Below are 18,579 nucleotides of genomic sequence, written 5' to 3'. Positions count from 1 at the left end.
GAAAAGAAAGTCTTGTCTTAACAATTCAAAAAATCAACTTATTTGAATTGTTAAGACAAGACTTTTATATTCAAAAGAGATGCCATTTAATAGGCATCTACGATACTGAAACTTTTTAACTGTTTGTCAAATGTTGTTTTGTCGAGCTTTGTTGTAACATGGATGGTTACCGGTTCGCCGGGCAGCAAATCAAAATAGTTGTCCGAGAAAAAGTTATCTATACCGTCTATGCTAAGGAATACAGCGCGCGCAAATACATCGCTTTGCAAAGTGACATTGAAACCGTCGGCTGCAGGGACAGAAGTCATTTGTATGTCAGCTTCAGGAAAATCTATGTCTTTATAGCGGGTAAAGAAGTAATTATTGGAAACAACTTCCTTTGTGTTATTTTCGGTGAAGCGGGTGTTCACAACTACTTCGTTCTTTTGCTTTCCTCCCAAAACAGATTCTATCGGTGCTGAAAATTGTATTTTACTGGTGTTTGCGGGTAAAGTAACATTATTCTGTTTTTCAAAAAGTACATTGCCTTTCAGATCCATTACCCGAATATCCAGTTTCCCTTTAGTAGATTTTAGGCGATCTGATACGATCCATACGTTTAGGTTACCATCTTCTGCAATTGGCGAAACTAAAATATCATTGAATGCCTTTTTTGTAAAATAATGCTGTGCTTTCCATCGTCCGTAATAATCGCGGCTAGACCAGGAAGCTACAGGCCAGCAGTCGTTATGTTGCCAGAATAGGGATCCCATATTATAAGGCATCATACGGCGGTGTGCTTCCATTGCCGTTTTCATGGCATCTCCCTGTAACAATATACTCATATACAATGTGCTGGGGAAATCTTTTGGTTTGCGATATTCATCAGATGTAATCTTCTCGATCCGGGAGTTGGCTATCTGTCCACCACGTTGGTGTGCCATCATTACATCCGAATAAATATCATGGTCGCGTTCTTCAGGAGCGTATTTCAATACGGATTGATATTCCGGAAAAGATTGGAACCCGTATTCAGAAAAAAAGCGAGCTTTGACTTTATTGAAATGGGCTACGGAATCAATACCTTGCCATACGCCCCAATAGTGTGCGTCGCCGTTTGGATTCCAGTTGGGTTTACCACTTTCACATTTTGCATCCGGATCGCCTCCATAAGGAGAAGATGGCCAATAGAAGGTTGTAGGGTCATATTCTTTTACAACGTCGGCAAGCAAATGATTGAACAGTTTTTTTGTATCGTTACGCAATTGTTCGGTTACGCCGTAAGCATCGAATTTTCTCATCCAGCCCCAATTGAACCAGGCTGTATGTATTTCGTTGTTACCACACCAGATTGCTATGGACGGATGGTTACGCAGACGCACTACGTTTTCGATGGCCTCTTCCCGGATATTCTCTTCCAGTTCCGGTGTCAACGGATAGATGCTGCAGGCAAACATAAAATCTTGCCATACCATAATACCATATTTATCGCAAAGATCGTAAAACAGATCGTTTTCGTAAATACCGCCGCCCCATACGCGTAGCATATTCATATTTGCATTAACTGCATCTAATATAGTTGCCTCGTATTGTTCCGGTGTAACGCGCGGTAAAAAATTATCTTGTGGAATGTAGTTCGCTCCTTTTGCAAATACAGGAACGCCGTTCAATTCAAAATAAAAAGTATGACCATCTTTATCCGGTTGGTTGACGACACGAATACTGCGAAGTCCCAGATTGGTTGTTTTAGTGTCGGCCACTTTTCCGTCCATAGTGATAGTAGCTGTGAATGGGTATAAATGAGGCTCACCCAAACCGTTTGACCACCATAACTTCGGATTGTTGACTACCAGATCCGTTTCTATCAGGTTTATACCTTTCTTTACCTGTGTTTTTTTATTCCAACCGGTTTTTATGCCATCAGCTTTAATTGTCAACAAAACCTCACCTTCTTTATCTGCTTTGAATTGAACGTGGGCTTTAATGTCTGCACGTTTGGCATTGACGTTTATTTGTTCGTAGAAGATATTGTCAATAACAGCATCATTCCATCCGATCAGATAAACAGGACGCCAAATACCGCTCGTCACGATACGTGGTCCCCAGTCCCAACCATAATGGTAACCGGCTTTACGGGCAAATACACTTACTTTTTTGTCGAAAATCCCGCCGTTTTCAGATTGGTCGTTGCCAGCTTCTACAGGGAATTTCAAGGCATCAAATTTAGGAATATCTACTTTGATGGGAGAATGGAAGTAGATGCGCAACTCATTTCCGTCTCTTTTTAATAAGCTTTTTACACTTACTTTCCATTCGCGGAACATATTGTCGGCTTTCAGAATGCAAGAATCATTCAGATAAACATCTGCATACGTATCCAACCCTTTAAAGTCGAGTTCGATATTGTCTTTGTTGAAAATATCGGGAGATACGTTAAGTGTTGTTTTATACTCCCAGTCTTCTTTATCTATCCATTGGATACTGCGTTCATTAAGACGATAAAAAGGGTCGTCAATAATCTTGTTGTTCATCAAATCTGTCTGAACAACCCCAGGTACGGTTGCCGGGTACCAATTGTTACCTCTGACTTGTTTAAATATCCATCCTTTGTCTATCTCCTGTTTTGCTACGCCATTGGCTTTAACCGGAGGCGCAGCCGACAATACGGAAGCCAGTGCTAAGGAGGAAACTACTGTTTTGTAAAACATAGGTGTTTAGATTTAATTATTTAATGATGTTATTATATTATCTGTAATTTTTTACAGAGCCTTATTGTTTTCATTATTCACCGGATTTTTACCTTCCGGGGTATAAAGATACTCAATACGGTTGGCATACGTTTTTTCTACTTTACCGCGAACAATCTTCATGGTACTATTAACCATGCCGTTCTGTTCGGTAAAGGGTTCGGGCAGAATTGCAAAAGTAGTGGGTAACCACCGGTCGGGAAACATATTTCCTAATTCACCTCCTTTGCGGAAACGATCAATTTGTTTTTGGATAATGCGGATTGCTTCTTCCTTTCCTTGATCGGTATCTAGTGTGAGGTGTAAGTGTGCCAGATGCTTTTTTAGCCTATCTTTGTTTGGAACAACCAATGCTACGGTATATGGATTTTGATTATTGTACAATAGTAATTGGTCTATACTTGATGAGTGTTCAATTAAGGCTTCTTCAATTCCTTCAGGGCTATATTTTTCTCCATCACTTCCGATCAAGAGACTTTTAAAACGACCTAGTACATATAATAATCCGTCATTTCCCATATAACCCATGTCACCGGTATAAAGCCAGCCATTTTTTATCGTATCTGCTGTAGATGCAGGGTTTTTCCAATATCCAGCCATTACATTTTCGCCTCTTATAACGATTTCTCCTTTTTCTCCTGCGGGAAGCTCATTTCCTTCATTGTCACATATTTTCAGGTCCAAAGGTTTGACTAATACGCCGCTACTGCCGAATGTATGATGTTTTGGGCTATTTGTAGAGATTACCGGTGTAGCTTCGCTTAGTCCGTAGCCCTGGTACATAGGAAGCCCGATCGCATAATAGAATTTTTGCAGGTCTTTATCCAAAAGTGCTCCCCCACCAATGAAAAACCGTAGTTGTCCTCCAAAATTCCCACGTATTTTGGTAAACAGAATACTGTCGAAAAAGCTAACCAGTGGTTTAAGTAACATCCTCCAACCACGTCCTTTATTTTCCCCTCCGTTACCATTATATATATAGGCGATCCGCAGGCCGGTATTGAAAAGGCTCATGATAATTTTGCCTTGGCTTCGTACGCCTTGTTCTATGTTTTTTTTGAAATTTTTGGCTAAGGCCGGAACACTCAGGATCAGGTAAGGCTTAAATTCTTTAATGTTGACCGGTATGTTTTTGAGTGTTTCCATACCTGTTTTTCCTACTTGTACGGTTGCAACGGAAGCCCCTTTGGACATAAAGATATAGAAACCTACAACGTGTGCAAAACAATGATCCAGAGGTAAAATAACCAAAGTCCGCCAATTGCTGTTAATATCTACGCATGTAAGCGATTGTTCGACATTGGCTGTGTAATTGCGATGAGTCAGTATGACTCCTTTTGGGTCAGCAGTTGTACCGGATGTATAGGTTATGGTTGCATAATCGTCATTTTGCAGAGATTGTCCGACAGAAAGAAACTCGGATAATGAATGCTGAGATAGCCACTCTTTCCCCATATTAATAACTTCGGATAATGAAATTTCATTTTTCCGGTATTCTGTTTGCTCGTCAAACACAATTATTTTCTGAACCAGAGGCAGTTGATCTATGATATTCCGGATTTTTTTCAATTGGTTGCCGGATACCATGATGTATTTGACATCGGCATGTGTAAGGCGGAACAGAAGATCGTTTGCTTCTTCCAGTTTTATAGAAAGCGGAACATTGGTTGCACCGGCATAAAACATAGCCAGTTCTCCTATTATCCAGGCATTGCGTCCTTCACTAAGTAACGCCATATTGTCGCCTTTTTTTACTCCTAAAGCTATAAGTCCTGCACCAAGTGCGTAAACCTGATCTTTTACCTGAATGTAGGAGGTTGGCTCGTATTGGTTTTTTGTCTTTTCCCAAAGGAAAGGATTATCCGGATATCGTTGTACCGAGTTTTCAAAAAGGTCAATCAGCGTCTTTTTCATTTTTATTTGGTATCTGTTTTAGTTTCTCACGGAAGAATTTATTATTTCGTGAGAAAGGTAATTTTTACTCTATTTCTTGCAAATAGCTACAAGCCATTTCTACTGTTGGTACGTTTTTTATAACGATACTGCGTTTTCCATTCTGATCACGTAGTGTACATTCGCGCGGATGGCGCTGAATGAATGAGAGTAACCGGTCAAAGGCTTCGCTCTGGTAGTATGGGCTTTCCGGGTTGGATATTAAGAAAATACTCATTCGTCCGTTTTTCAGCATAATTTTTTCTATACCTAGCTTTTTACCCATACGGCGAAGACGGACGATGCGTATTAATTCTTTTCCTTCCGAAGGTATTTTCCCAAAACGGTCTTTCAAACGTTCGGTAAAGGCAAGGATATCCCGTTCTTCTTCCATATTGTCTAATTCGCGATAAAGAGAAATACGCTCTGAATCATTAGGAATATAGGAAGGAGGAAACATTAGTTCCAAGTCGCTCTCGATATGCGTTTCACGTACAAATTCATTGCCTGTCTTGTATTTCCCGCTTTCCATATCCGCATAAAGCTCAGAGAACTCGTCATTTTTTAATTCATCAACGGCTTCTTCCAGTATTTTCTGGTAGGTTTCATATCCCAGATCGGCAATAAACCCACTTTGTTCTGCGCCAAGTAAATTTCCTGCGCCCCGGATATCAAGATCTTGCATAGCTATATGAATGCCGCTTCCTAATTCTGAGAAGTTTTCGATGGCCTGCAAACGGCGACGGGCTTCTTGCGTAAGAGTTGATAATGGAGGAGATAAAAGATAACAGAATGCTTTTCTGTTGCTTCTTCCTACACGTCCGCGTAACTGGTGAAGATCCGATAACCCGAATTGCTGGGCATTGTTGATAATGATTGTGTTTGCATTCGGTACGTCAATACCGTTTTCAACTATGCTAGTGGCAATTAATACATCATATTCGTAATTAACAAAATCGATAAGCTTCTTTTCCAGCTTATCCGGTGCCATCTGGCCATGTGCTACAACTATGCGTGCATCTGGAACTTCACGATGTATCAATGCTTCCATCTCAAAAATGTTCTGAACGCGGTTGTTGATGAAAAACACCTGTCCGTTACGGCTCATTTCAAAATTAATAGCTTCGCGGATAATGTCAGGATTGAAACGTTCTACCTCTGTTTGTACCGGATACCGGTTGGGAGGAGGGGTGGTGATGCTGGAAAGGTCGCGTGCACCCATTAAAGAAAATTGTAATGTTCTGGGGATAGGTGTAGCTGTCATGGTAAGCGTATCGACATTCACTTTCATGTGACGGAGTTTTTCCTTAACAGTGACACCGAATTTCTGTTCTTCATCAATTATAAGCAGTCCCAAATCTTTGAATTTAACGTCTTTGCTTACAATGCGGTGTGTCCCGATCAGAATATTTATCTTTCCTTCTTTTACATCTGTCAGTGTTTCCAATATCTGTTCGCTGCTACGGGCACGGCTTATATAATCTATGCGACAGGGAAAGTCTTTCAGGCGTTCGGAAAATGTCTGGAAATGCTGGAATGCAAGGACTGTAGTTGGAACCAATACTGCTACCTGTTTGTTATCCGCTACCGCTTTAAAGGCAGCACGTATGGCAACTTCCGTTTTACCAAAACCGACATCTCCACAGATAAGACGGTCCATAGGACGTAAACTTTCCATGTCATTTTTTACATCGGCAGTTGCTTTCATTTGGTCTGGCGTGTCTTCATAAATGAAACTGACCTCCAGCTCATGTTGCATAAAACTATCAGGACTGTAGGCAAAACCTTCTTCCTGTTTACGTTTGGAATAAAGGAGAATCAAATCGCGGGCAATATCTTTTACCTTTTTCTTGGTTTTCTCCTTCATTTTTTCCCAGGCACCGGTTCCCAGCTTATTCAGTTTTGGGGGGACTCCACTATCTTTACCTTTGTATTTGGATAGTTTATGGAGGGAATGTATGCTGACAAAAATGATGTCGTTGTTCTGGTAAATCAGTTTAATGACTTCCTGAACTTTACCGTTTACTTCTGTTCGCACCAATCCGCCAAATTGTCCTACGCCATGATCTATATGTACAATATAATCTCCAATAGAGAATTGGCTGAGTTCTTTTAAAGAAAGCGTTATTTTTCCACCGCGTGCTTTGTCGCTTTTTAAATTGAATTTGTGGAAACGATCAAAAAGCTGATGGTCTGTAAATAGACATATCTTTAATGTCTCGTCCGTAAATCCTTCGTGAATGGTTTTATTTACCGGCGTGAAATGAATATTATCTCCTCTGTCTTCGAAGATGGCACGGATGCGGGTAGATTGCTTTTCTACATCACTTAATATATAAAGAGTATAGCCACTTTTCAGATATTTCTGGAAAGATTCGCTAACCATATCGAAATTCTTGTGATAGATAGGTTGAGGTTGTGTGCTGAATGTAATTGTTGCATCAGCGGTGCCGGTCGAACGTGCTCCAAAATTGATACGGCGAAAATCCAGTGCTGATCGCAAGAAATCTTCTTCCGTTGTTAGTTTGTTCCGCATGTCATCAATGCTGGCGAAAGAATCTTCGTCTCCAATCACCGGAGCGTCATTCCATATACTGCCAATGCGTTCTTTGCACCAGGCTAAGTCGCGTGATGCTAAGATTGTATCAGACGGCAGTGAATTAAGCAATGAATGTTTGGAACTGTTGTTTTTCAGCATCTCAGGGACAATGTAGATACTTTCCAGTTTTTCTTTGGAGAGTTGTGTTTCTACATCAAAAGTACGTATTGTTTCTACTTCATTGCCAAAAAAGTCGATACGGTAAGGAAATTCGTAAGAGAAAGAAAATACATCAAGAATACTTCCACGAAGAGCGTATTGACCGGGTTCATATACATAATCCACACGCTCAAACCCGTATTGGTCCAGAACATCGGAAACGAATATATTATCCAGCTTTTCTCCGGTATTTATTTTAAGCGTGTTTTCTTTTAAAGTTTCCCGGGAGACAACTTTTTCTGCTAATGCGTCAGGATATGTAATTATAATAAAAGACTTGCCGGCATCTTGAAGCATACTAAGTACCTCTGTCCTTGATATTTCGTTCGCAGCATCAATATGCCCATACTTGATAGCGCGACGGTAAGCGGAAGGAAAAAAGAAAATCTTATTACTTGCCGTAAGTTGTGTAAGGTCATGATAAAAATATCCGGCCTCTTCCTGATCGTTTAGAATACACACAAAGCTTCCCCCTTTTTTTGTAAAAAGAGAAGCGATTGTCATTGCGGCACCCGAACCGTTTAATCCTTTTAAGAATATATTACGGGAAGTTTCTTTATTTAATAGGGTGTCTAAAGCTGCGACCTGAGGATGAGCAGCATATATTTTTACTAATTCTTGTACCTCCAATTGTATAAACGAATAATTGATAGACGCAAAAGTACGGAAAATGTCGTAATGTATTATTGAAATCGTCGAAAAATAAGTTGATATTGCTAGTTTACCGATTCTAAAAAATAGATTACATGTTTCACAAAATAGAATAGATATCTTTTTAAATGGCCTATAATTTAGCTTTTGTAAGCTTACGGAATTAATTAATTCATAGGCGGGTTCCGAAAAGCCTTGGAAAGAGTAGGAATTAAAAATAAACTTATATGTGTAATAATGTAAAAGATGCAAATGCAGAAATGAATCAATCCAAACAGGAATTGCAGGATACCAATAAACAAGAAGTTTGCCAGTGTTTTGCCGCACCAAGTTTGCCAAAGACTTTATATCACGGTACGGATAAAAAAACGGCCGATTTAATTGATAAGACAGGTTTAGGTGGTACACATCCAAAGCCATCCGTGATGAATCCGGGAAGTATGGTGGAAATGAACCGGGAAGTATGGTGTGCTACTTCTATAAAAGAAGCAGTTGGATCGAAAGGGGGAGAAGTGAGGTATGAAATTGATACAGAGCAAGTCATTGGTTTGCACTTGGGTGAATTTATACAAAAGAGAGGATTTGGGGTGTTTATAGGCATGATACCTGCCGATAAGATGAATACCTGTTGTATTAAACATATAATTAAATCAAAGAAATAAACAAACATATCATGGCAGGTTAATCCTGCCATGATACTAGTATAAACCAATCATTATTTCATAGAAATATTTAGTCGAATAGCTTCCTTTTTTGATATACTTTTCATATGGCAGGGCATTTTCAAATATACAAGGCCCTATTGTACCTCCTCCCAGCTTTGGAGGAGCAGGATCGAACAGATAAAAATATTCATTTTCTTGTTTTAGGGCAACCCAATGTTGATAGCGTGTCAAGGCTAATAAATATTTGTGTTTATAGGTTTGCTGTTTGAAATCATCAGACAAAATTTGTTGGCATCGTGAGTTTGTTAATCTGGAAAGGTCTTCTTTTAATATTTCAGACCGGAAGATGCTTTCTTCTTTTTCTTGAGAATAGTATAATATGGGAGACAGGTGGATTGATTGGCAATAGGTTACAATTACGGAAGGAAGAATATGGTGAGTGTTTTTCTGCATGTTTACCGGATTATTAATGAACTGGGCACAAATACTGTTGGGGAATTTTCTGAGATATATTCTTTGTGAAGCTTGTAACTGGTTGTAAATAATATGTCCCAAAGGTATTTTGTAAGAAGTTTTGAATTGAAAGAATCGGTTTTGTCCCAAATCTTTCAGTATTGCGGCTAATGCATAACCTGAGCATCTGTTGTTGCGAAACCCCTGGTGTTCACCCCAAAATGATAAATCACGACATGAAATATGCTTGTCCATAGCTGTTTTATGTTTATTATGTATCGACGAAAGTATGGGATGTGTACTGCGAATGAAAAAAGTTTTTTTCGGTTGTGAAAAATACTTTGTGGATAGAATCAAATGTTCTTTATTATTTGGAGTTACTTGGAATTCTATGATGTGGAATGGGAAAGTAAAGTAATTGATTTATACAAAAAATATGTAACTTTGAGCTGTATTTTATTGATAGTTTTTGTTGTTCGAAATAAATAATTGACAATTAATATATTAATCAAGGTATGTCAGACAGTATTGTTATTATTCCTACATATAACGAGAAAGAAAATGTAGAAAATATCATCCGTGCCGTGTTTGGTTTGGAGAAAGAATTTAATATTCTGATAATCGATGATGGTTCTCCGGATGGAACTGCCGACATTGTGAAAGGTTTGCAGAGCGAATTTTCAGAACGTCTTTTTCTTGTAGAACGTCAAGGCAAGCAAGGTTTGGGTACAGCATATATTTGTGGCTTCAAGTGGGCTATTGAGCATAAATATAATTTTGTGTTTGAGATGGATGCAGACTTTAGCCATAATCCGAATGATTTGCCAAAATTGTATGCGGCATGTACCGGACAAGGAGCCGATGTTGCTGTAGGTTCCCGTTATTGTAATGGAGTAAACGTTGTAAACTGGCCTTTAGGACGTGTGTTGATGTCTTATTATGCTTCCGTATATGTCCGTTTTGTTACGGGTATGAAGGTGCAGGATACAACAGCAGGATTTAAGTGTTACCGCCGCGAAGTTCTGGAAACAATAGAACTGGATAAAATTCATTTTAAGGGATATGCTTTCCAGATTGAAATGAAATTTACAGCTTATAAATGTGGATTCAAGATAATTGAAGTTCCTATTATCTTTATCAATCGGGTTTTAGGTGTTTCTAAAATGAATTCTTCTATATTTGGAGAAGCTTTGTTTGGGGTATTAAAGCTTAAATGGTGGAGTTTCTTTAGAAAATATCCTAAACGGAAATAATTAAAGTATAAACTTATAAATGATCCCGATCATTTTTATAAATCATCGGGATCATTTTATAAAATCATCGGGATGAAAATGAATAAGGTGTTAATCCATAATGCTCGCATCATTAACGAAGGCCGTATATTTGACGGCTCCGTGATGATAGATGGTGATAAAATTGCTGTAGTTTATGAAGGTCAAATATCGGATGCCGTTAGGTTGGAAGCAACGGAAGTTATTGATGCTACCGGAAAATGGCTATTGCCGGGTGTGATAGATGATCAGGTTCATTTTCGTGATCCGGGATTGACGCATAAAGGTGATATGGCCACGGAAAGCCGTGCTGCAGTTGCCGGAGGTGTTACTACTTTTATGGATATGCCGAATACCAAACCTCAGACTACGGCAATTGCCGATTTAGAGTGGAAGTTTAATAGGGGGGCAGAAGTATCGGTAGCTAATTATTCATTCTTTTTTGGCGGCACGAACGACAATATGGATGAAATCCGTAAATTAGATCGTAGCCGTATTCCTGGTTTAAAGCTATTTCTTGGTTCGTCTACCGGAAATATGCTGGTTGATAAAAAAGAATCTTTGGAGCGGATATTTGGAGAAGCAGGTATGTTGATCGCTATCCATGCAGAGGAAGAAGAAGTGATAAAAAGAAATATGGCTTACTATACGGGAAAATATGGTGACGACCTGGATATTTCTTTTCACAGTAAAATTCGTAATGAAGAGGCTTGCTACGCTTCTTCGGCTAAGGCTGTGGAGCTTGCTACACGTTTGAATTCCCGTTTACATATATTGCATTTGTCTACAGCAAAGGAACTGACGTTATTAGATAATAGTAAACCCCTTAATGAAAAGAAAATTACAGGAGAAGTCTGTGTGCATCATTTGTGGTTTCATGATGGAGATTATGCCTTGTTTGGTAATCGTATCAAATGGAATCCTTCTATAAAAACTCTGGAGGATCGTGCAGCTTTACGAGCAGCCGTTAATGATAATACAATCGATATTATTGCAACAGACCATGCTCCGCATCTTCCGGCCGAGAAGGAAGGCAGTTGTTTGAAAGCTGCTTCCGGCGGACCTCTTGTTCAACATTCATTGATTGTAATGCTGGAATTGGCAATGGAAGGCCGTTTTACATATGAGAAAGTTGTAGAAAAAATGGCTCACATGCCGGCTGATTTATTCCATATAGAAGAGAGAGGATACATCCGTCCCGGTTATTATGCCGACTTAGTACTGGTTGATCCTCAATCTGCATGGACTGTCTCAAAAGATAATATACTATATAAATGCGGATGGTCGCCTTTTGAAGGTTATACTTTCCACCATGCCATATGGAAGACTTTTGTTAATGGGCAGCTGGCATATAGCGATGGCCGCGTAAATGACTCTGTTCGCGGTATGGAAGTAAAATACAATAATTGATTTATTGGATGTGTATCAGCTTGTGGGTTTGCAGGCTGAGCTTCCATTTGGGATGTGCTAGTATATAGTCTACCACTTCTTTTGTGTTTTTACAAGAGCAAGGCTGCAAATAATAGTGTTGTGCCGGAAGTTCGAGATAGGGTGATACGTCTTGTCCGGTATAAACTACTTTTACTTCATCCATGCGGTTTAGTAAAACCGGGGCATCTTGTTTAGGAGAACAGGTTACCCAGTCTATAGATGCGGGAATGGAGCGAGTTCCGTTAGTTTCGATACAAACTATTTTCCCGGCCTGATGTAATTGTTTAATAAAAAGGTCATCTATCCATAAAGAAGGTTCTCCTCCTGTTAAAATTACCATGTTGGCGGGATAACTGTCAATCGTTTGCAGAATATCTTTGTCAGACATTAATTCTCCTGATTCATGCTGTGTGTCGCAAAAATTACATTTTAAATTGCACCCTGAAAAACGAATGAATATGGCAGGAGTTCCCGCATGAAAACCTTCTCCTTGCAGACTGTAGAAAATTTCATTAATCTTTCTCATAAATAGCAATGTTTCCTTCCGACTCCTGAATTTCTACTTTAAAACACGAATGCAGTTGATCACATATCCATCGGGCAATGTTTTCTGCCGTAGGATTGAATGGCAGTATATCATTTAGGTTTTGATGATCGAGAGTTGATTTTACAATCTTTTTTATGTGACTGAAATCAATAACCATGCCGTCGGCATTTAATTCTTTGGAACGACAGTAAACAGTGATAATCCAATTGTGACCGTGCAGATTTTCACATTTACTGGGATAGGAGAGCCTCAGGCTATGGGAAGCCGATATCTCCATGCGTTTAATAACTGTGTACATATAGAAATTTTTATAAGTTTGAAACGTGCATCTAATGTCACCTTGATGCAGGCACAAAGATATAAAAAATTACGCTTTATTCATTTTGGTTTAATGCTTTCATCGAGAAATGGAAAGTTGTACCTTTTCCTTCTTCCGATTCAAACCAAAGTTTTCCATCATGTAATTCAACAAAATCTTTACATAACATTAAGCCAAGCCCCGAACCTTTTTCATTGTTTGTTCCGTAAGTTGTAAAATGGGTGCCTTGATTAAGTAATTTGGCTTGATTTTCTTTTTTTATGCCTTTGCCGGTATCTTGAATAGTGATAATAACAAAGTCTCCATCGGTTTTACTTTTTACAGTGATTGTCCCACCTTCAAAACTGAACTTTAAAGCATTGGAAATTATATTACGAACAATGGTTTTCAACATATCAATATCTACGGCCCCCATTAGTTCATTATCGAGTCCTTCTAATAGAATATTGACGCCTTTTTGAGTTGCCATAGGAATATACATTTCAGCCGTACTTTCAATAATAGAATTGATTTCAGTCGGTTGTTTGTATATTTTTTGTTTGTTTAATCGGTTCTTGGCCCATTTTAATAAATTATCAAGTAAAAGGAATATTTCTTCAGATGTTTTGTTCATCATCTGAAGCATTTCGAATACTTCATCACCAACTTTTTCTTTATCTACCATCATTAGAATGGCATTATTCATCATTTTTAAAGAACCAAGAGGCGAACGTAAATCATGAGCTATCACAGAATATAACGTATCGCGTGATTCTATTGTACTTTCTAATTCTTGCTTTATTCGTTTAATGCTGTATAGTTCGTAACGATGGGCAACCCGCTTTACCAGCTCTTCACGTTGAAAGGGTTTGGTTACGTACTCGGTTGCTCCTAACTGGTATCCTTTTACAATACTCTGCATATCACTTAGGGCGGACATGATAATTACAGGGATATTGTTTGTTTCCGGGTTACTTTTTAAATGTTGAAGCACTTCATAACCATCCATTTCCGGCATCATAATGTCAAGCAGAATAAGGTTAGGATGTCTTTCTTGAGCAAGGCGTAAAGCTTTTGCTCCACTATCGCAAGTAAGAAGAGTATATCCTTCCTTTTTTAGTATAGCTTGCACTAACATGACGTTTGTTGGTACGTCATCTACGATTAAAACGGTATAGTTTGATGCCAAGTTGTTCATCTGATTTAGTAGATTTCTTGATATTCAAAAAGTATCAATACACAAAAGTATTAAATATGTTGATATGTTCGAATGTTTTTACTCTCATTTTGTATTTATTTTTTCGAATTGTTTCTTTTAGCCTTTATCCAAGCACCATTGCCTTTGTTTTTCTTGAGGTAGAAAAAACCTTTTATAACGTTAATGTTCATGAATAAGAAATAATAAGGTATGAAGAGTAATTTATTCTTTAATTGACGTTGTTCAAATTGATAGCCTGCATAAGCCATTATATAAAACAGAGTTTGTAAAATAAATATAGCTGTATAAAATAAAGAACCTTTGATAAGTAAAAGATTTAGAGGTATAAGTATAAACAGAAATAAAGGAGTGATTGTCCAACGTAAAACACGATGACTGATGTATTGGAAGCTTAATGTTCTGAAGCGGAAAACATTCAATAAACTGCGTAAACGCCAGATCGACTGCAGTCCTCCGGCAGCGATACGCATTTTACGCTTTTCTTCTTCCTGCATGTTGAGGGATGCACTTTCTATGGCATAGGCATTTTTGCAATAAGCAATTTTATATCCTTTTTGTGCAATTCGTAAGGAGAGAATGAAATCATCAAGTAATGTATCATCCGGCATTTGTTCAAATAAATTTGTCCGGATTGCAAATAATTCGCCTGCAGCTCCAACTGCCGAATACAACCGGAAATCCAAATCTTTTAAAGTCGATTCATATTTCCAATAAATACCTTCGCCGGCTGTTGCACCTTGCTTTGTTTGTATTTCAACACGTTTTTCTCCGGCTACACAACCAACTTTTGAATTAGAAAAGTATTTGATAATTTCAGTTATAGCATCTTTATTCAACATTGTATTGGCGTCGGTAAATACAACAAAAGGAGTCGTTACGAATTTTATTCCCCGGTTAAGTGCAGCTGTTTTTCCTTGACGTTGAGGTTGATATAATGTAGTTACTTCCGGATATTTACTTAATAAGTTATTCGTATTATCTGTTGAACCATCAGTAATCCAAATGATTTTCAGTTTATCTTTTGGATATGCCAAAGCTTGACAATTCATCATTTTATCAAGGATAATATCTTCTTCGTTATATGCAGCAATGAACAATGTAACTTCCGGTAAGATTTCCGGGGCTTGGAAAGAGTCTGATTTTCCGCAGAATAATTCTTTTACTTTTACAAGTATGAATAGTAATATGCCATATCCCAGATATGTGTAAAAAACAAGGAAAACAGTAAACCAGAATAGTATTTCAATTATAAACCGATAGTTTTCCATATGTATTATTTTTGATTACAAATATGAGCCCGCTCATAGTCCCTTTTATTAGTGGAGTAATTAGGTTTACTTGATTATTCATTACATATGTAATGAATCGTTTTAGAAAAACGATTGTTGACTGGTAAATGTAAGATGTTATTTTATCGGTTTTTTTGTCTATTGTTCTTTGAGCATAGATGAACCGGCTGCGTGTGTGGTAATATACTTGTAATGGGCTTTGCTGGCCAACACTGGCACTTTCTTTATGTCCGATTTTTGCCAGTGGTTCATACCAGATGCTAAATCCGGCTTTATGCATATATGTGCACCAATCCAGTTCTTCATAATATAGGAAATAATATTCAGGCATTATTCCATATTTTTCGATATCGGAAGAACGGATAATCATGGCAGCACCATGTGCAAATGTGGTTTCCTGTGCTTCGTCAAATTGTCCATTGTCTATTTGTTGATATCCGATAGCTTGATTCCTGAGAGTAATTAAACTCATTGGTGTTGTACCGGCATATTGGATTCTTTTAGTTTCCGGCCAGCAGACAAGTTTAGGGGATACACATCCTATTTTTTTATCACTTTCTAGACGTTTGATTAAAATGGATAATACAGGCTGTGATATGATTGTATCATTATTTAAAAAGAATAGATATTTGCCGGTTGCCTGTTTTATTCCCAAATTATTTCCTCCGGCAAATCCTAAATTTTGATCGCTTCTTATAGTTACAATGGCAGGATATTTTTCTTTAAGCATCCTGTCTTCACGTTGTTTGGATGCATTGTCGACTACAATTAACTCATACGGATGATTTTCATTCTTTAACAAGGATTCAATAAGCTCACATGTGTCGGCAAATCCATTGTAATTAACTGTGATTATTGAGACTTTGTCATTCATCCTTAGTGATACTGTGTGGTGTGTTATTAAATCTCATATCATTATTCCTGACTCTATATAAGGAGGCTATATAACTTTTTATTAAAACGATAAATAGGAGGGGAAGTTTAAATATACTGATCAGAAAATCTTTAGTATACATCCTCTTTGGTATTGCTAGTAAATAAGTTAGAGTTGTTCCAATACCTAAATAACACCATTTGACTGCAAGGGAATGGGATATTAGTCCGGAAATTAGAATTAGTAATATAATCAATATTAATCGCAAAGGTCGGGGGAATGGTATCCATTGGATACATTTATCAATATAATTGAAATTGAATTTTTTAAAATTGAAATCTTTTATCAAAGATATGAACGCTAATATCTGAGCATGAAACCAACGGGATCTTTGCCTGAGTAATATTTCTTTTTGGGATGTTTTTTCGTCATATACATAAATATCATTGGCATAGTCTACAAAAACATTTTGTGTGGCTAACAAGAGTTCTAATTCTTTGTCTTCGGCAAAGGTATAACATTGTTTCATGTTTTGTTTTAACCATGTAAAGTCGAATACCATCCCAGATCCAATAAGTGCTGCGGATAATCCTATATTTATATGTCCTTTGCGAAAAACGGTATTGTTTATTTCTTCTGCTATTCCATCCCAGATAGCAATGGACGTATTATCATTCTTTTTAGTTCGGTGTGTTTGTAAGGCTTTACAGTTTTGTGTGACTTCATTTATACGGCTAAGAAAGTTTATCTCTGTAATGTTGTCAGCATCCATAATGATAACTTTATCAAAATTTCTCAGTTCTTCTAAGGCAAGCGTAAGTGATTTATGCTTCATGCTTTGTTCAAAATTTGCAATAAGGAGTTTTATTGGTAGTTGTGATAATGCTTGGTTTGTTGAGTCTTGCATTTGATCCGATACGACAATTACCTGATATTTATCCTTCGGATAATCCTGACACAAAAAATTTTCTATAGATTCTATTATAACCTTGTCTTCTTTATATGCAACATAGATGATTGCAAAACTTTGTTGTTTTATATTGGATTGAATTTTCTTTTTTCTAGGTATGAATGAAGCGAGGGTAAAAAAGAAATCGTAAGCTGTAAATAGCGTTACAATGATAAAAAGTATGATGTCTATAATGAGAAAAAAATTCATTGTGCTTTTTATGCAAAATTAAAAATAATATTTCAATAAAAAGTGAAAGATGAAGCTTAAATAGAGAAAAAAGTGTTGATGTTTAAAGCTTATCCGGGCAATTGCGATAATAGTCTATATATTATCTCGAAAATGGATTTTTATTGATTTAAAGAGCCAAAATCTTATTAGGCAGATTTAAAATATCTCATTCCTATTTCGATTAATTTGTATATTTCTAATTCTGCTTTTTGAGTTAAAACAATTCTTACTTTATCTATTAATATGCAAGCTAGCATTATCAATAGTGCATATAAGATGAAAGTAAATATCAGTAATATATTATTATGAATAATTGTGTCTAAATAAATAATAGATTTTGTGCAATAAGCCCGGATATATTGATTATCTTGTAATATATATATGGCTAAACAGGATGATGCCATCCAATTAATCGTTTTGTTCTGAATTTTCATGTTTTTAAAGAGGAAAAAGAAAGATATGGCTGAGATAATTACAAATGGACTATTGTATGGATAGGCTAATTGTTCGATTTTTTTGATGTTAATGTCAAGGTATCCTATACCCAATGCGATTGTAGCAATTACCAGAGATGATATAATATAAGTTGATAGAGAAATTATTTGTAAGGTTTTAGGCGAATATTTTGTCAGGTCTACATATAAATAAAGATATCTGCCAATAAAGTATAAATAGATGAAATTCATTATATTATATCCATTCGGGTTTATGGGACCTCTAAATAAGTATCCGAAATAAAAAGTTAATATGGAAAGTGAAACCAAAATTTTTATATATTCTTTTTGAGACAGGTGTTGTATTGCTTTGTTAAGTATAGGAGATAATAATAGTAGATATACATAAACTTGTATGAACCATAATTGTGAGTAAGAAAAAGGCATAAAAGAACAAATAAATTCTTTTATATTAAAATGGCATCCTCCTGTGTATAATTTGCAAAAGAAAATACATACATAGTAAAATATACATGTCAGATATAATTTTATGAGTTTTTGCCAGCTATCTTTTATTCCATAGTATCCGGAGATTAGTACAAAACAGTTTACTGCAATTATTAGGAAAGCATTTAGAATATAAAACTGGGTATTTTGCAGATTGAATTTAACTGTGTATAATTCCATTCCATGAACAATAAAATGATGTATGATTATGTAAAACATGCAGACCAATCTAAGTAATTCTAAATTAGAGTTTCTTTGTGATTTAGTATGATTTATTGGATTCATGGTTTCTTATCAGTTTATATTGTTGTTATTATGGTAAATATAAAATTTATAGAGTTGTA

The 18,579-nt window shown here is 36.9% G+C and carries 14 protein-coding genes; 3 read left to right on the top strand and 11 right to left on the bottom strand.

Translation table 11 applies throughout. The features are described from left to right. Nucleotides 1-86: 86 nt before the first annotated feature. The 3 genes from CTY47_RS13725 to mfd form a co-directional block, all read right to left on the bottom strand. Nucleotides 87-2,687, bottom strand: coding sequence for a beta-mannosidase (locus tag CTY47_RS13725; protein WP_099465357.1), 2,601 nt, complete (start codon nucleotides 2,685-2,687; stop codon nucleotides 87-89). A gap of 51 nt (nucleotides 2,688-2,738) precedes the next feature. Next, complete coding sequence (locus CTY47_RS13720) at nucleotides 2,739-4,640, bottom strand: AMP-dependent synthetase/ligase (protein WP_099465356.1); 1,902 nt, start codon at nucleotides 4,638-4,640, stop codon at nucleotides 2,739-2,741. A 64-nt stretch (nucleotides 4,641-4,704) separates the two neighbouring features. Further along, nucleotides 4,705-8,046 carry a transcription-repair coupling factor gene (gene mfd / locus CTY47_RS13715; RefSeq protein ID WP_099465355.1) on the bottom strand — a complete coding sequence of 1,114 codons (3,342 nt, stop codon included), beginning with the start codon at nucleotides 8,044-8,046 and terminating at the stop codon, nucleotides 4,705-4,707. Nucleotides 8,047-8,294: 248 nt separating this feature from the next. Here mfd and CTY47_RS13710 point away from each other — a divergent pair, with 248 nt between their 5' ends. Then, nucleotides 8,295-8,729, top strand: coding sequence for a hypothetical protein (locus tag CTY47_RS13710; protein ID WP_099465354.1), 435 nt, complete (start codon nucleotides 8,295-8,297; stop codon nucleotides 8,727-8,729). 36 nt (nucleotides 8,730-8,765) lie between these two features. Here the strand turns inward: CTY47_RS13710 and CTY47_RS13705 are convergent, their stop codons facing one another. Further along, the gene (locus tag CTY47_RS13705) at nucleotides 8,766-9,440 is read right to left on the bottom strand and encodes a hypothetical protein (protein ID WP_099465353.1); all 675 of its coding nucleotides are present in this window, start codon (nucleotides 9,438-9,440) and stop codon (nucleotides 8,766-8,768) included. Between the two features lie 260 nt (nucleotides 9,441-9,700). Here CTY47_RS13705 and CTY47_RS13700 point away from each other — a divergent pair, with 260 nt between their 5' ends. Together CTY47_RS13700 and CTY47_RS13695 are read left to right on the top strand one after the other, a co-directional pair. Further along, complete coding sequence (locus CTY47_RS13700) at nucleotides 9,701-10,438, top strand: polyprenol monophosphomannose synthase (RefSeq protein ID WP_099465352.1); 738 nt, start codon at nucleotides 9,701-9,703, stop codon at nucleotides 10,436-10,438. 78 nt (nucleotides 10,439-10,516) lie between these two features. After that, nucleotides 10,517-11,866 (top strand): dihydroorotase, encoded by a 1,350-nt coding sequence (locus CTY47_RS13695; RefSeq protein WP_099465512.1) that lies wholly within the window; start codon nucleotides 10,517-10,519, stop codon nucleotides 11,864-11,866. Between the two features lies 1 nt (nucleotide 11,867). Here the strand turns inward: CTY47_RS13695 and CTY47_RS13690 are convergent, their stop codons facing one another. From CTY47_RS13690 to CTY47_RS17645, 7 genes are all read right to left on the bottom strand, one after another. Continuing rightward, entirely contained in the window at nucleotides 11,868-12,413 is a 546-nt protein-coding gene (locus CTY47_RS13690; protein WP_099465351.1) for a 7-carboxy-7-deazaguanine synthase QueE, read from the bottom strand. Beyond that, nucleotides 12,400-12,732, bottom strand: a complete 333-nt coding sequence (gene queD / locus CTY47_RS13685) for a 6-carboxytetrahydropterin synthase QueD (RefSeq protein WP_099465350.1) — start codon at nucleotides 12,730-12,732, stop codon at nucleotides 12,400-12,402. The genes CTY47_RS13690 and queD overlap by 14 nt, the downstream gene beginning before the upstream one ends. Before the next feature lie 76 nt (nucleotides 12,733-12,808). Further along, entirely contained in the window at nucleotides 12,809-13,930 is a 1,122-nt protein-coding gene (locus tag CTY47_RS13680) for a hybrid sensor histidine kinase/response regulator (protein WP_099465349.1), read from the bottom strand. 95 nt (nucleotides 13,931-14,025) lie between these two features. Further along, nucleotides 14,026-15,219: a glycosyltransferase family 2 protein gene (locus tag CTY47_RS13675; RefSeq protein ID WP_099465348.1), complete on the bottom strand. Its 1,194-nt coding sequence runs from the start codon at nucleotides 15,217-15,219 to the stop codon at nucleotides 14,026-14,028. Continuing rightward, on the bottom strand, nucleotides 15,194-16,114 hold the full coding sequence (locus CTY47_RS13670) for a glycosyltransferase family 2 protein (RefSeq protein ID WP_099465347.1): 921 nt from the start codon (nucleotides 16,112-16,114) through the stop codon (nucleotides 15,194-15,196). Before CTY47_RS13670 ends, CTY47_RS13675 begins: the two co-directional genes overlap by 26 nt. Beyond that, complete coding sequence (locus CTY47_RS13665; protein WP_099465346.1) at nucleotides 16,107-17,273, bottom strand: glycosyltransferase; 1,167 nt, start codon at nucleotides 17,271-17,273, stop codon at nucleotides 16,107-16,109. The genes CTY47_RS13670 and CTY47_RS13665 overlap by 8 nt, the downstream gene beginning before the upstream one ends. A 167-nt stretch (nucleotides 17,274-17,440) precedes the next feature. Further along, a complete protein-coding gene (locus CTY47_RS17645; protein WP_099465345.1) occupies nucleotides 17,441-18,520 on the bottom strand; it encodes an acyltransferase in 1,080 nt (359 codons plus the stop codon). Nucleotides 18,521-18,579: the final 59 nt, after the last annotated feature.

Origin of the sequence: Parabacteroides provencensis (assembly GCF_900232875.1) — a bacterium.
GTDB classification, from domain to species: domain Bacteria; phylum Bacteroidota; class Bacteroidia; order Bacteroidales; family Tannerellaceae; genus Parabacteroides; species Parabacteroides chinchillae.
Note: the sequence above shows the minus strand (reverse complement) of the source record. Positions and strands in the feature narration are given on the sequence as shown.